This window comes from uncultured Methanobrevibacter sp. (genome assembly GCF_902769175.1).
GTDB lineage: Archaea > Methanobacteriota > Methanobacteria > Methanobacteriales > Methanobacteriaceae > Methanobrevibacter.
Window position 1 is genome coordinate 22,847 of sequence record NZ_CACXNW010000040.1, and the last position, 14,758, is coordinate 37,604.

General features: G+C 33.7%; 11 protein-coding genes, 1 tRNA gene and 4 pseudogenes. 15 read left to right on the forward strand and 1 reads right to left on the reverse strand.

Annotation, left to right across the window (positions count from 1 at the left end; all coding sequences use genetic code 11):
• Window positions 1–286 precede the first annotated feature (286 nt).
• The 7 genes and pseudogenes from glnA to QZV12_RS12215 all read left to right on the forward strand — a co-directional run bounded on the left by glnA (window position 287) and on the right by QZV12_RS12215 (window position 9,213).
• Window positions 287–1,626, forward strand: a pseudogene (gene glnA, locus QZV12_RS12185) (type I glutamate--ammonia ligase).
• Between the two features lie 550 nt (window positions 1,627–2,176).
• Window positions 2,177–3,094, forward strand: a complete 918-nt coding sequence (locus QZV12_RS12190; protein WP_295622301.1) for a glutamine amidotransferase — start codon at window positions 2,177–2,179, stop codon at window positions 3,092–3,094.
• A gap of 13 nt (window positions 3,095–3,107) precedes the next feature.
• A pseudogene (locus QZV12_RS12195) lies at window positions 3,108–3,826 on the forward strand (tributyrin esterase).
• An 11-nt stretch (window positions 3,827–3,837) separates the two neighbouring features.
• Window positions 3,838–4,932: a Coenzyme F420 hydrogenase/dehydrogenase, beta subunit C-terminal domain gene (locus QZV12_RS12200; protein ID WP_295622302.1), complete on the forward strand. Its 1,095-nt coding sequence runs from the start codon at window positions 3,838–3,840 to the stop codon at window positions 4,930–4,932.
• Window positions 4,932–6,413: a glutamate synthase-related protein gene (locus tag QZV12_RS12205; protein ID WP_295622303.1), complete on the forward strand. Its 1,482-nt coding sequence runs from the start codon at window positions 4,932–4,934 to the stop codon at window positions 6,411–6,413. The genes QZV12_RS12200 and QZV12_RS12205 overlap by 1 nt, the downstream gene beginning before the upstream one ends.
• Window positions 6,414–6,499: 86 nt before the next feature.
• On the forward strand, window positions 6,500–7,276 hold the full coding sequence (locus QZV12_RS12210; protein ID WP_295622304.1) for a hypothetical protein: 777 nt from the start codon (window positions 6,500–6,502) through the stop codon (window positions 7,274–7,276).
• A 266-nt stretch (window positions 7,277–7,542) separates the two neighbouring features.
• Window positions 7,543–9,213 (forward strand): annotated as a pseudogene (locus QZV12_RS12215) (PEP/pyruvate-binding domain-containing protein).
• A 487-nt stretch (window positions 9,214–9,700) separates the two neighbouring features.
• On the opposite strand, the gene QZV12_RS12220 reads toward QZV12_RS12215, so the two are convergent.
• Complete coding sequence (locus tag QZV12_RS12220; protein ID WP_295622305.1) at window positions 9,701–10,258, reverse strand: PsbP-related protein; 558 nt, start codon at window positions 10,256–10,258, stop codon at window positions 9,701–9,703.
• Window positions 10,259–10,614: 356 nt separating this feature from the next.
• On the opposite strand from QZV12_RS12220, the gene QZV12_RS12225 reads away from it, so the two are divergent.
• The 8 genes and pseudogenes from QZV12_RS12225 to QZV12_RS12260 all read left to right on the forward strand — a co-directional run.
• A complete protein-coding gene (locus tag QZV12_RS12225; protein ID WP_295622306.1) occupies window positions 10,615–11,130 on the forward strand; it encodes an SHOCT domain-containing protein in 516 nt (171 codons plus the stop codon).
• A 158-nt stretch (window positions 11,131–11,288) separates the two neighbouring features.
• Complete coding sequence (locus QZV12_RS12230) at window positions 11,289–11,810, forward strand: hypothetical protein (RefSeq protein WP_295622307.1); 522 nt, start codon at window positions 11,289–11,291, stop codon at window positions 11,808–11,810.
• On the forward strand, window positions 11,795–12,148 hold the full coding sequence (locus QZV12_RS12235; RefSeq protein WP_295622308.1) for a hypothetical protein: 354 nt from the start codon (window positions 11,795–11,797) through the stop codon (window positions 12,146–12,148). Before QZV12_RS12230 ends, QZV12_RS12235 begins: the two co-directional genes overlap by 16 nt.
• A gap of 315 nt (window positions 12,149–12,463) precedes the next feature.
• Window positions 12,464–12,548 (forward strand) — tRNA-Ser (locus QZV12_RS12240).
• A gap of 461 nt (window positions 12,549–13,009) precedes the next feature.
• The gene (locus QZV12_RS12245) at window positions 13,010–13,459 is read left to right on the forward strand and encodes a 30S ribosomal protein S13 (protein WP_295622309.1); all 450 of its coding nucleotides are present in this window, start codon (window positions 13,010–13,012) and stop codon (window positions 13,457–13,459) included.
• Between the two features lie 122 nt (window positions 13,460–13,581).
• Window positions 13,582–14,115, forward strand: a complete 534-nt coding sequence (locus QZV12_RS12250) for a 30S ribosomal protein S4 (protein WP_295622310.1) — start codon at window positions 13,582–13,584, stop codon at window positions 14,113–14,115.
• 11 nt (window positions 14,116–14,126) lie between these two features.
• Window positions 14,127–14,519, forward strand: coding sequence for a 30S ribosomal protein S11 (locus QZV12_RS12255; protein ID WP_067145940.1), 393 nt, complete (start codon window positions 14,127–14,129; stop codon window positions 14,517–14,519).
• Between the two features lie 12 nt (window positions 14,520–14,531).
• Window positions 14,532–14,758: pseudogene (locus QZV12_RS12260) on the forward strand (DNA-directed RNA polymerase subunit D); the annotation flags it as partial.

Here is a 14,758-nt window from a genome sequence, read left to right on the forward strand (position 1 = left end):
TTTTTATTTTTATCTTAATAATTTTTATTGAATTAACTTTTAACTACATATAATAAATTGTTTAGTCTATATTATCTAAATACAATTTAAAATCAAGAAAAGACTCTCTTAATTTCATTTTTTTATTTCAATTTTCATTCAAAATATTTATATATTAATAGTGATAAAGTATAGTAGGAAGGAAGTTTCCTTCCGACTATGAATTTATGAAATTCATTCTCAAAAGGATATCAACTTTCCGAATTTGTCCAAATGGAAAATATACTCAAAAAAGGATGTGAAAAAAATGTCATCAAAAGGTGATAAATTAGACCAAATCATAAAAACAGTAGAAGCAAATGACATAAAATTTTTGAAATTGCAGCTATCCGACATACATGGATTGCCAAAAAGTATGGCAGTTCCACTTAAAAAAGCTGATGATATAGAAGATATTGTAAATGACGGATTATTATTTGACGGTTCATCTGTCGCAGGATTAGCTTCAATCAATGATAGTGATTTGCTTGCAAAACCAGATATCAACACTTTCTCAACTATCCCATGGAGACCTGAATCAAAAGGTACCAGCAGATTCATATGTGATATTTTCACTACAGAAGGAAAACCATATGACAGAGACCCAAGGGGAGTTCTTAAAAAAAGCATTGGAAAAAGCTGAAAAAAGAGGATACCAATTCAATATAGGTCCTGAACCAGAGTTCTTCATCATTAAGGAAGATGAAAACGGAAACTACATACCTGCAGATGAAGCGGAATACTTTGATGTAGAGCCATTAGACCAAGGTACTGACATTAGAAGAGAAATTGTATTTGGTTTAGAGGAATTAGGTTTTGATGTAGAGGTAAGTCACCACGAAGTGGCAGCAGGACAGCATGAGGTAGACTTTAAATATGCTGATGCATTAAAAACAGCAGATGCTGTCATAACATTCAAGGAAGCTGTAAAAGCAGTTGTTCATAACTTAGGATTTAAGGCAACATTCATGCCAAAACCATTCTTGGGAATCAATGGTAGTGGTATGCATTGTAACCAAAGTCTATTTAAGGATGGAGAAAATATTTTCTATGATCCAAATACTGAAACTCAAATATCACAAGAGGCATTGTACTTCATTGGAGGATTATTAAAACATGCTCAAGCTTTATCAGCTATTTTTATCCCCAACTGTTAACTCTTATAAACGTTTAGTCCCAGGTTATTAAGCACCATGCTACATAGCTTATGGATTTAAAAACAGATCAACATTATTAAGGATTCCTGCATCCCGTGGATTAGGAACAAGAATTGAATGCAGGTCTGCAGACCCATCATGTAACCCATACTTAGCATTTGCAGCATTGCTTGAAGCAGGTTTAGATGGTATGGACAATAAGTTAGACCCTGGCGAACCAACTGAAGAAAACTTATTTGCATTAAATGAAGAGGAAATCGCTCAAAGGGGAATCGACAACTTGCCAACAAGCTTATGGGAAGCATATCATGCACTGGAAAATGATGATGTAATCATAAATGCTCTTGGAGAAAAAGTGTTTGATCAGTTCTATAATATTAAAAGAGCTGAATGGGACGCTTATAGGATACAAGTATTCGATTATGAAAGAAATCAGTATTTAGATGTTTAAGCTATTCCTTTTTTGAATATCTTGGTAGTCAAGTTAAAGTCTCTCTTAATTTGACTACCATTGACTTTAATTTCAAGATTTAAAATTAAAGGAAAGATTAAAAAAAAGTGATGTAAATAGGTTTTTTAAACTTAAAGGCTTTCGAAATTTTAAAATTATTTTTTTAAGGCATATGTAATTTTAGAATTGTTATTTAAAGGCATATATATTTTAGAATTGTTATTTAAAGGCATATTGTATTTTAGAATTATTTTTTTTAAGGCATATGTAATTTTAATATATTGCTATGATCAGGCATAGTAATTTTAGGATATTGCTATGGGATTAGGCATATGTTATTTTAAGATTTGCTATATTTAGCAAATGAATTTTAGGAATTGCTATGATTAGCAAATGAATTTTAGATAATTATAAATTAGCATATTGTATTTTAAGTTCATAGCATAAATTGGGGTAAAGTTTAAGGTATCCCCTATAACCATAAAATTTAAAGATTTATTATTTTTGGCATATGTAGGTGTATTCACCCTTTTTTATTGGAGGTAGAAAAATGTGTGGAATAGCAGGTGTAATATACAAAGATAAAAAAACTCACCCTGTAGGGGAAGCATTGACATCTATGTTAGAGTCATTGCAGCACAGAGGTCCGGATTCTGTAGGTTATGCAATCTACGGAAGCTTGGATTTTCCTGAAAATTATTATCAATTAAACATTGAGATAAAAAGAAGAAGAGGTGCATTGGACAACTTAAAATCACTTTTAAATCAAATCAGTCCAATATTCGAAGAGCAATTGATCGAGTCTGTAGGAGACTCAGATGTATATAAATGTAAAATTGCATTAGATGAGTATTCTCTTTTAAAACCTTGCATAAGTGAAATAGATGAATTGGAAAATGTAAGGGTCATCAATGGTTCACATTCATTTGAAATGATTAAGGATACTGGAAAGGTAAGGGACATAGCAAAAAGATTCAACGTTCAAAGCAGAATGGGAACACATGGTATAGGACATACCCGTTTTGCAACAGAAAGTGGAGTAGACCGTTATCATGCACACCCATATCAAAGCTACATCATACCAGACATTACTGTAGTGCATAATGGGCAAATCACCAATTACTGGAAAATAAGAGACCCATTAGAAAGAAAGGGACACACTTTTGAATCATTTAATGATACAGAGTGCATTGTTCATTATATGGCAGATAAGCTTGACCAAGGCTATAAATTGGAAGAGGCTTTAGACCAAGCGGTGATTGATTTGGATGGTCCATTTTCAATATTGGTGGGAACACCAAACGGCATAGGGATTGCAAAGGACAAGCTTGGCTTAAGGCCTGGTGTAATGGTGGAAACCGATGAGATCTTTGCAATCGCTTCAGAGGAAATGGCATTGCATGATGTTACAGATTCAGATAAAGTGGAACAGATTGCTCCAGGAGAAACAAGAGCTTACACCATCTAAAGGAGTTTTTTCTATGAAAGAATATGTCATTGATGCAAAGGATATGAATGAAAAGGAATTGAATCGTGCTATAAAGGAAAAAGCTACTTCTTTTGATAAGCTCATTATTGACAATCCAGATTCAAGACACAATATCTGTGCTGGCTTAACTGAAGATGTTGAGATAGAAATCAATGGTTCTGCAGGCTATTTTGTTGGAACAATGGCTCATGGGCCAAGGATTCATATCAACGGAAATGCAGGTTGGTTTGCTGGAGACAATATGACTGATGGTGAATTGGTCATTGAAGGTACAGCTGGTGACGGTGCAGGACAAGGAATCTATGGAGGCACTGTATTAGTGAAAGGAAGTGTCGGTTCAAGGAAAATATCATCCTACCAAGTATAATCAATATTCAGGGTATTAGTGAAAGGAAGTGTCGGTTCAAGAACTGGAGAAATCATGAAAGGTGGAACCGTCATAATTGGCGGTAACAGCGGATTCATGACTGGTTTGCTTATGATGGGTGGAAAGCTTATAATCCTTGGGGATGTAACTGAGGATGTTGGTGAATCAATCATGAGAGGAACCATTTTTGTTCTAGGGCAAGTCAAAAGCTTGGGAAAAATGCTGTTATGGAAGATGCTACAGCTGAAGATCTAAAAGAGCTTAAGGAAACCTTGACTGAATATGGTTTTGAACTGTCTGATAATGATTATGTGAATTTCAAGAAAATAGTTAACATGCAATAGGAGCTGAAAGAATGAGCGAACATAAAATAGCTTTAGTTGGAACACCATGTGAAATTATGGCTGCATCCAAACTGCAATATTACACAGATAGCCCTATTGATGTTAAATTGGGCTTATTCTGTATGGAGAATTTTTCATACAAGTACTTTGTAAATCTCTTAAAGGAATATGATTTGACAATGGATGATATTGAAAAATTCAGAATAGAGAAAGGATTCGTATTTTTACTCTTGAAAACCAAGGAAACTGTAAAGATACCTCTCTCAGTAGCTAAAAGGATAATCAGGAAAAACTGTAATATTTGTGTTGAGCTGACATCTGAGACCTCTGACATTTCAATCGGTTCAATTGGATCAGATGATGGATGGTCAACACTGATAGTAAGAACTGAAAAAGGTGAGGAAATAGTTAATGGAGCAATTGAACAAAGATTCATAGAAGCTAAAGCGCTTACAGATTCACAATTTGAATTGTTGAATAGAATTGCAGAATCCAAAACAAGAAAAAATATTGAAACTATAGAACGAAGGGAATTTTTGGCAAGGCCTGTATTATACCAAAGGCAAAAATCAGATGATTCAATAAGCAATGAAGTTTCAGAAGCTTCATTCCTGGATTTAAGGTCAAATGTCATTGATGTTGGAGCATGCGTTCTCTGTGGAGCCTGTGAATATGCATGTCCTGACAATCTGATAACAATTGATGATACAAAGCCAAGAAGGAAAGGGGAATGTCCAGAAGATTGTCATGCATGCTTTGCAGTCTGTCCAAGGACATTCATACCTGAAGCTTTGAGAAATGACAATTCAAAGCCAATAGGAAACTTTAAGAAGGTATTGACAGTCAAGTCATTAAAGCATACTCAAGGTCAAGACGGTTCAATTGTCACAACAATATTAGATTATTTGTTGGATAATGAGATTGTAACAGATGCACTTATTGTTGATAAGGAAGATCATTTGGCTTGGAAACCTTATGCAAAGTTAACAAATGCCATTGATGAGGTTGTAAAGTCTGGAGGAACTAAATATTCTGTCTGTCCAGTTTTCAAGCCATTAAATGACTTGAAAGACGAGGTTCAAAACATTAATGAGGGGGCAAACTAATGTCATTCACTGTAGAAAGAAAATTGGAAATATGCAAGCAGAGCAATGATAGGCCTGGCTGTTGCTGGTATTTATGTGACAATCCACACAAATCCTCATGTAAAAACTGTTACAGCTGCTATTCAAACTGTCCTCATGGTGTCTATGAGGTAATCAATGATGAGCCTCTTCCAATACATCAGGAAAATTGTGTAGGGTGCAAGATCTGTGAAGAGATGTGTCCAACACATGCTATATATGTCAGACCTCTTGTCGATGAGGGAAGAGGAGTATGGTCAAATTCAACAATGGTTGAAATCAAACGTAAAAGCCAAACAGGAGCATATAAGGTTAGAGGATGTGGACTTACAAGAAGAATCCCAACATTCGATGACTTAAGCATATTGCCTGCACAGGTTTCAAGGCCGCCAATAGATTCATATAGGGAAACATGCAAGACTTCTGTAGTTCTTGGAGACAGGTTTGCCGAAAATCCAATAGAAATAGACACTCCTATTATGATTGGAGCAATGTCTTTTGGTGCATTAAGCAAGGAAGCAAAAATCGCATTGGCTATTGGAAGCAGCAAAGTCGGCTCAATAAGCAATACTGGTGAAGGTGGAATGCTTCCTGAAGAAAGGCATTATGCAGACAAGCTGATTGCTCAGTATGCATCAGGCCGTTTTGGAGTTTCAGCAAGCTATTTGAATAATGCAGAAGCTGTTGAGATTAAGATAGGTCAAGGTGCTAAATCAGGTATGGGAGGACATTTGCTTTCCCATAAGGTAACTGCAGAAGTTGCTAGAGTCAGAAATATTCCTGAAGGAACCTCAGCATTAAGTCCTGCAAGACATATGGATATTGTTGGACCTGAGGATTTAGGAATGAAAATCAACCAATTAAGGGAAATCACTGACTGGAAAATACCTATCATTGTAAAATTTGCATCTGGTAGAGTGGAGCAGGATGTGAAGATTGCTGCAAAGGCAGGTGCAGACATAATTGTTGTTGATGGTATGCAGGGAGGAACTGGAGCTGGACCGGAAGTGGTTACAGAACATGCAGGTATCCCTACAATAGAGGCAATCGTAAAGGTTGACGATGCTCTTAAGGATATAAATCTAAGAAGTGAAGTGAGCCTTGTAGCTGCTGGAGGAATAAGGTCTGGAGCTGATGTGGCAAAAGCTATTGCTTTAGGTGCAGATGCTGTATATATCGCTACCTCTGCATTGATTTCAATAGGATGTAAGGTTTGCCAATCATGTTCTGAAGGAATTTGTCCTAAAGGAATTGCAACACAGGATAGGGTTCTTAGAAGAAGATTGGATCCTATAAGAAAAGGTCAGCAAGTAGCAAACTACATAGAGGCAATGACACAGGAAGTAACTTCTTTGACTCAACAGGCTGGAAATACAGATATAGAAAATCTTGAACGCCAAGACCTTGTTGCATTGACTATGGAAGCTTCACAATTAACAGGAGTTCCAATGGTGAGAGATTAAGATTTTACAGGAGTTCCAATGGTGAAAAATCAAGTATTTAATAGGGAGTTCTAATGGTGAAAAATTAATAATTATGGGAGTTCTGAGTGATAAAAATTAAATATTTGATAGGGAGTTCCAATGGTGAAAAATTAAGAATTAGATTAGGAGATATTATTATGGCCGCATTTGAAAGAATAAAATCAGGGATTCCAGGGCTTGATGAAGCTTTAGACAATATCCGTTTAGGAGATAATGTAGTATGGAATGTTACAAACTTAAATGAATTCTCTTACTTTGTGGATCCTTATGTCAAACAGGCAAAAGAGGATAATAGAAACCTTATTTACATTAGGTTTGCTAACCATCCTCCATTGATAGACATGACTGAAGAAGATTTTAGATTGCTTGAAATTGAACAGAACAATCCTGAAACTGAGTTCAGCATGATAGAGTGTGATGGAATCAAAATATATCTGGTTAATCCATATAATCAATTTGAGACATTTACATTAGAGGTTCACAGAATCATAGAAAAGGAAGGATTTGATGCATTCTATGTATTTGACTGCTTAAGTGACCTTCAGGCTGTCTGGTCAACTGATTTGATGATGGGAAATTTCTTTAAGGTAACCTGTCCATTCCTATTCCAATTGGATACTGTAGCTTATTTCCCAATCATTAGGGGAAGGCATTCCTTTGATGCCATCGCTAAGATTCGTGAAACCACACAGCTATTCCTGAATGTACACTCAAATTCTCCAGAAGAGGTTTATGTTTCTCCACTTAAGGTATGGAACAGATATTCCCAGACCATGTTTTTAGGACATAAGTTTAATCCAAGAACAGGTTTTGTCAAGGTTTTGCAGGATGGTCGGAAGTGAGCAAATACTATTAGACCATCAATGATTCTGACAAGCATCAAAGCGGACAAATCTTGGACAGTTGGGAAAGATACATGCTTCAAGTTAGAATGAAGTACGCAGAAGGCCAGAACATCGATGATGAGTGTGATAAGATCTGTGAGCTGATGATGACTAAGGATGAGAAGATGCTTTCCAAGATAAAGGAATACTTTACTTTTGAGGATTATATCACAATCTATGACCGTCGTGTAGGAAGCGGATCAGTAGGTGGAAAGTCCTGCGGTATGCTCTTGGCAAGAAAGATAATCGAAAAGGAGCGTCCCGACATCTACAATAATCTTGAGCCTGATGATTCATTTTACATAGGTTCAGACCTTTTTTACACATACATTGTTTCAAATGACCTCTGGGACCTTCGGGTAAAGCAAAGAACCCCTGAAGGTTATTATAAATATGGAAAAGAGTTGGAGGAAGCCCTTAAAAAGGGTACTTTCTCTGAGGAAATCAAGAAAGGATTCATACAGATACTGGATTATTTCGGACAAAACCCTATTATTGTAAGGTCAAGCAGTTTCCTTGAAGACGGTTAGGGAAATGCATTTGCAGGAAAATATGAATCTGTATTCTGTGTAAACAGAGGAAGCCTTGAAGAGCGTTTAGCTGCTTTTGAAGAGGCAGTTAAAGTGGTTTATGTAAGTACCATGAATATTTCCGCTTTGGAATATAGGAAAATCAATGATTTAGATGATACTGATGAGCAGATGGCTCTTTTGGTTCAAAGGGTTTCAGGTTCATATTATGGAGACTATTTCTTCCCGACAGCTGCAGGTGTAGGGTTCTCATACAGCCCATATTCTCCACTTCCAGATATGGATAACAGCAAAGGTATGCTCCGTCTTGTAATGGGCCTTGGTACAAAGGCTGTTGACAGGACTAAAAAGGATTATCCAAGAATAATCAATCTTGACAGGCCTGAAGTGACTATGGTAAAGGACATTAGGGAAAAGCACAGGTATTCCCAACATTATCTGGATGTTATCGATTTAAAGGATATCAGCTTGCATGACATTCCTGTAGAAGATGGTCTAGAGGTTATTCCAAGATATGCAAAAAAGGTTCTTGTTGAACATGACCGTGAAGCAGAGAGAATGTTCCGTGACAGAGGCCAGCGCAGAGAAATCGTATTTGTCAATTGTGAGGGAATTGTAAAGAACCATGATTTCATTGATGAGATGAAGGAGATTCTAGACACATTGGAAACAGCATATGATTATCCTCTTGACATTGAATATACAGTTAACTTTGGAGAAGACAATTCATTTAACGTAAACTTGCTCCAATGCCGCCCACTTCAGGTATCAATAAACAATGAAGCTATTGAAATGCCTAAGGATAAGGATGTTTTCTTCCATATCAAGGAATCTTCCATGGGAATGTCACGAAAGACCAAGATAGATGCAATCTGTTATGTGGATCCTCATAAGTATTATGAATATCCTTATGCTCAAAAAAGCTCAATTTCCAGAGTAATAAATGATGTAAATGCCTATTGCAAGGAAAATGGCAAGACAGCTATTCTAATAGTTCCAGGCAGAATAGGCACATCATCTCCTGAATTGGGAATTCCAGTTGTCTTTGCTGACATTAGCTATTTCTCAGCTATTTTGGAAGAATCATATAGTGAAGTTGGATATATGCCTGAATTATCCTTTGGAAGTCATATGTTCCAGGATTTGGTAGAAGCAGAGATATACTATGGTGCATTGTTTGAAAATGAGAAAAAGATAGAATTCAACAAGGATATGCTCTTTGATTATCCAAATATCCTAAAGGATATCAATCCTAATCTAAGTGAGGAGATTTATGATATGATACAGGTCATAGACTTTGGTGAAGACAATGCAGAATTCTATCATGACATGAATAAGGATGAAACATTGTGCGTTTTCAAATAATTCATTAAAAAATCAGATTCATTTGGAAAAAACATACATTGTACTTGGGCAGGTGGGTGGGACATATGCCTTTTTTATTTGAATTAACTCTTTTTTGCACACTAAAAAAGATTTATCAAATAAAACTAAACATAGGACAAATTTGGATGTGATTAGTGACCCTATCTGAATTTTTAGAGTTTATTTTTTCAGTTAGGGTTATTATTCACATTTTTTTTAATTATTTTTTTAAAAATAGATTTTTTAATTGCTCTTTTATTAATTATTTAAATAAATTTATCTATAATTATTTTATTTATTCTTTTATTATTTTTTAAAAATAGATTTTTTAAGAATTATTTTAATTCATTCTTTAATTTTTTTAGATTTTATTGGATATTAATCCTTTTGATGAATATATGGCTATTTTGATATAAAAAAAGTTTAGGGATTATATCAATCCTTTTGATGATTATATAGCTATTTTGATATAAAAAAAGTTTAGGGATTATATTTTTTCGTATGAATCCCCTTCTACTTTATAAACTGGTTTTAAAATCTTAAATGTTTGAATTACATCAACAAAGGATTTTACAGCAACTTGATCCCTATTGTTTTTAGTGTATAATTCAAGTGAATATAGGTTGTTGTCCTTTAGGATAGCATATTGTTCTACTTCTAATCCTTCTTTTGTAAGATAGATAACATCCCAAATTCCATAATTGTCAAAGTTTTCCATTCCTGATTGCTGAATTTCACATTCATTTGATTTCAAGTCTGTTTCTACAATTTCCTTTAACTCTTCAACTGTATCTGCTAAACAAGGCTGTGTTGATATTTTCACAATTGCATTGTTGGTCTTATTCAATAATAGAAGGTGGGTAAATTCATCCTCTTCCTCACTTTTCATCTCTTGCCATAAGAATGGATATTCCAAGTAGAAGTATCCGTTGTTATATCCTTTTTTCATTTGTTTTAATGTCTCTTCTGCACTAAGTGTTTTAGGCTCTCCATTCTCATCGTTGCCTAATTCCAATACGAATTTATCTTTATTTTCTTTTACCATTCAAATCACAATCATTATTTTTTTTAATTATTATAATATACTCTTTTCAAATCTATTATGGTTTTAATTATTATAAATGATTTTTTTTAAAATAATTATTATAATATGATTTATTTCAAATATAATAATTTTTTTTATTATTATATCTGATTTTTTCAATTATAATTAATTTAAATTATTATAATATGATATTTTCAAATATAATTATTGTTTTAATATTTATTATATTTATTTAATTTGAGGATATGTTTTATGAACTGAAGAAAGGTCTGATTTTTTTTAAGATAAGTTTATATGTATTTAAAATGTTATATTGTATTAGTAAGATTATTTTTTAAAGCTTAGGTTTTGATAATATGGGAAGATTAGGTTTTTTATTTAATCCTGAAGGAAACATGCCTTCAGGGGAGATTAAATCCAGGGATATTGAATTTGATTTCTTAGGCCTTTTGATAGAAACCGTTGACGGCAGGGAAAACACACTCAATGGAGCTATTAAGTTAGAGGAAGATTCCATTTATATTGAAAAGAGAAGCAGATTAAACGGAAAGGTAAAGGATGCTTTCAAAATAAGCTATGATGACTTAAAGACAGATCTTATAGACAGAATAGCAGATAATAGGATCAAATTCGATTTAGCAGAAAAAGGGCTTCTATTGAAGACATTGGATGATGACATGCTGAATAGTTTTGAAAGCAGATTTAAGAACAAATTGACTACCAGTTCCTTTGAAGTGAAGGAAGAGCCTCAAGCAAAGCAAGTCGTTCTTGACATTCCTGCCGAAATCAGAAAGTATCATGATTTGTTCAAGGATGGAATAATAACTGAAGAAGAGTTTGAAAACAAAAAGAAAGAGCTTTTAAACAGTTAAATTAGTCTAACAATCTAACTTTAAACGTTAATTTTCATTTTTTTATCCAACAATCCTAACTTTAAAAGTTAATTTTCATTTTTTTATCCAACATCTAACTTTTAAAAGTTAATTCTTTATCATATTATAATTTTTAGTATAAGCTGGAAGGTGTGAATATGGAAATCAAGTCTATCCCAGAAATCATTAAGGAAATGGATACTCTCTCTAAAGAGGAGAAATACGACGAGGCATATGAATTTGCCAAGGAAAACATCAATTTGAATAAGGAATATATAGAAGGAGAATACGTATTCAAGAATCTTCTTGAAGAGCTTTTATTCCAAGTGACAATAAACGGAGAAATCAAAAGGAAATATCCTCTCATATTAGACTATTCCACCTTATATTCCAATTATGGAAATGTCCTATTGCATTTCAATCAATATGATGATGCCTTAAAGTCTTTCAAATTAGCCAATAGCTATAACCCTGTCAATCTCAAATCCATTTTTGGCTTATGTGAGATTTACAGGAAAAACAATGATTGGGACGAATATTATTCCTTAACAATTCAATCATTCAAATATGCATATACAGTTAATGATCTTGCCAAATCATTAGAAACCTGTCCCTTTATTATCTTAATGAGTATAAGGAGTCTCATGATGCTGAGAATATTAAGTTGGCCATTTACCTGAATGAATTATCCAAATTCTACAATGACGATTCCATTGAATCCAACATGTTTTTAGAGTATTTGAATGCTCTATCTGTAGATGAAGACACTATAAATGAATATTCCAGCAAAAGCATTGATGATATCAAGAATTATCTTAAATCAAAAGGTTTGCCTTATTCTCCAAGCGTTGAAGTGATAACCATATGCAAAAACCTTGGATTTCAATTGGATGAAAGCAAGAAAGTGGTTCCAGCTTTGTTCTATTTCAACATAGCATATGATTTAACTAATGATCCTGCAATCAAGGATGTCATTGATGATTTGAACACTAAAGTGGAAAGAAAGTTAAATGAATGATTATTTGAATAATCATTCCCTTTTTATTTTATAGAATCTTTAATGAAATTAATTTTTTTTAACCCATCATTTATTTTTTTGATATTGAATAATCATGGATTTTGGTTCTAATATATATAATTTACTATAATTTTATAAAAAATCTTTAAATATTATTAAGTATAATATTAACTTGTGGATTGAATTATGGTTTTAGGTCTATTTTTTTAAAAATCATAGTCTGATAATCCAAACATTTATATAGTATTAATTACTTACATTTTTATATCAGTGAATTATATATTGAACAATTTTGTTTGATATATTAACTAGAGTGCCGAGATAGTCTAGCCTGGTAAGGCGCGGGACTGGAAATCCCGTGAGGGTTCACCTCGCCTGGGTTCAAATCCCAGTCTCGGCGTTTATTAGTGTATTTAGTGTATAGCATTTAACATAATTCTATTTAATAGGATTATTAATGATAATATCACTTAACTCAAATTATCATTAACTTAAATCTGATTCAAATAAGCTTTACGAGTCAGATTTAATTATTTGCTTTTTTTTTAAATAGTTAAATTATAATCGAGCTATGGCTATAAAAGTTTATTAGTAATTTATCGAGTATTAAGTTACTCTATCTTTTAGTAAGCTAAGCGTAGTTATTATTTAATTAGAATTATTATGTGCTTGAAACTGATATGAACTCTTGGTTAGCATTGGTTGAATGGCTAAATAATTTATTCTATTGGACTATTGCTAGACTAAGTTTTACATTGTTGAAAAAACTGTGCTTTAAAATAAAGCATTCGAATCCGCTAAATTTTTTAAATAACGTCTCGTGGGTTCGCTCCTTAAAAAACTAATATGGAGGTTACTTTAATGGAAGATGACTTTAAGCACTTAGTGCGTATATCCAGAAAGGACGTAGATGGTAATAAAACTATCCAACATGCTTTAACTGAAATTAAAGGTATTGGATTATCCTTATCTAGATCTATCTGTCTTACCTTAGGTTTAAATACTGATGATCAAATCGGTTACATCTCTGAAGAGGATGTTGCTAAAATCGAAGCGCTTTTAGAAAATCCAAAGGAATTCAACATTCCTGATTGGATGTTAAACAGACGTAACGATTACACTACTGGTGAAGACCTTCATTTAATTGAATCTGACCTTGACATGACTTTAAGAGATGATTTAAACAGAATGAAAAAGACCAGAAGTTACAAAGGTAGAAGACACGAAGTTGGTTTACCAGTTAGAGGACAAAGAACTAAATCTACTTTCAGACACAGTTCTACTGTCGGTGTAAGTCGTAGAAGAAGATAGATTCATATCTTGTTTGACTTAGGTAAACTATGATGGATTTTATATTAAAATTTCTATAAAATTATTGGATTATAGAATTTACATATTATAATAATTGATTATAAAGATAAGGAGATGTGATTATGGGACATCCAAGAAAAGCAAGGAAAAAGTATGATACACCACCTCATCCTTGGAATGCAGAAAGAATTAAAACTGAAAATAAATTAATGTCTAAATACGGCTTAAAAAACAAAAAGGAAATTTGGAAAGCTGATACTTTAGTTAGAAAATACAGTAGGGAAGCAAGATACTTATTAGGTTTCTCCCCAGATCAAGTGCAAGTTGAAACTGAAGAATTGTTAGGACACTTGAAAAGATCAGGAATCCTTGACGAAAACGCTCAATTGGAAAACATTCTTGATTTAACTGTTGAAGACATTTTAAGAAGAAGATTACAAACTATAGTTTTCCAAAAAGGTTTAGCTCGTACTGCTAAAGAAGCAAGAATGTTTGTAGTACACGGACACATTGCTTTAAACGGTAAAAAATTAAATTCTCCAAGTTACGCTGTAAAAAGAGGAGAAGAAGAAGCAGTTGGTTTCTACCACTCTTCCCCTGTAGCTAAACAGATTGAAGAACATAATAGAGCAGCTCAAGCTGGTGAAAATCAATAAGGTGTGTAATTATGGCAAAAGATGAAAAGTGGGGAATAGCTAATATTTATTCATCCTTTAACAATACTATCTTAACTGTAACTGATATTACCGGAGCAGAAACCATCTGCCAATGGTCTGGTGGTAAAGTAGTACGTGCAGACAGACAACAATCCTCTCCTTTTGCAGCTATGGAAGCAGCAAACAGAGCAGCTGAAGATGCAAAGGAAAAAGGTTTTGTAGGATTGCATATAAGAGTAAGAGCTCCTGGTGGAAACGGTCCTAGAAGTCCAGGTCCTGGTGCACAAGCAACCATTCGTGCATTAGCAAGAGCTGGAATCAAAATTGGTAAAATTGAAGATATCACTCCTATACCTCATGATGGTACTGGAAGACCAGGCGGTAAAAGAGGAAGAAGAGTATAAGAAGGGTTTAATATGAAAATTGACGTCAAAGAGCAAGATGAAAATTCAATGACTTTTATAGTCAGGGATGCAGAAGTCCCTTTTGTCAATGCAATCAGAAGAATTGCTATGATGAAAGTTCCAAAATTAGCTATTGAAGATGTATTCATAGTTAAAAATGATTCTGCAATGTTTGATGAAGTATTAGCTCACAGATTAGGTTTAACTCCTTTAGTTTCTGATGCAGAATCTATTGAAGG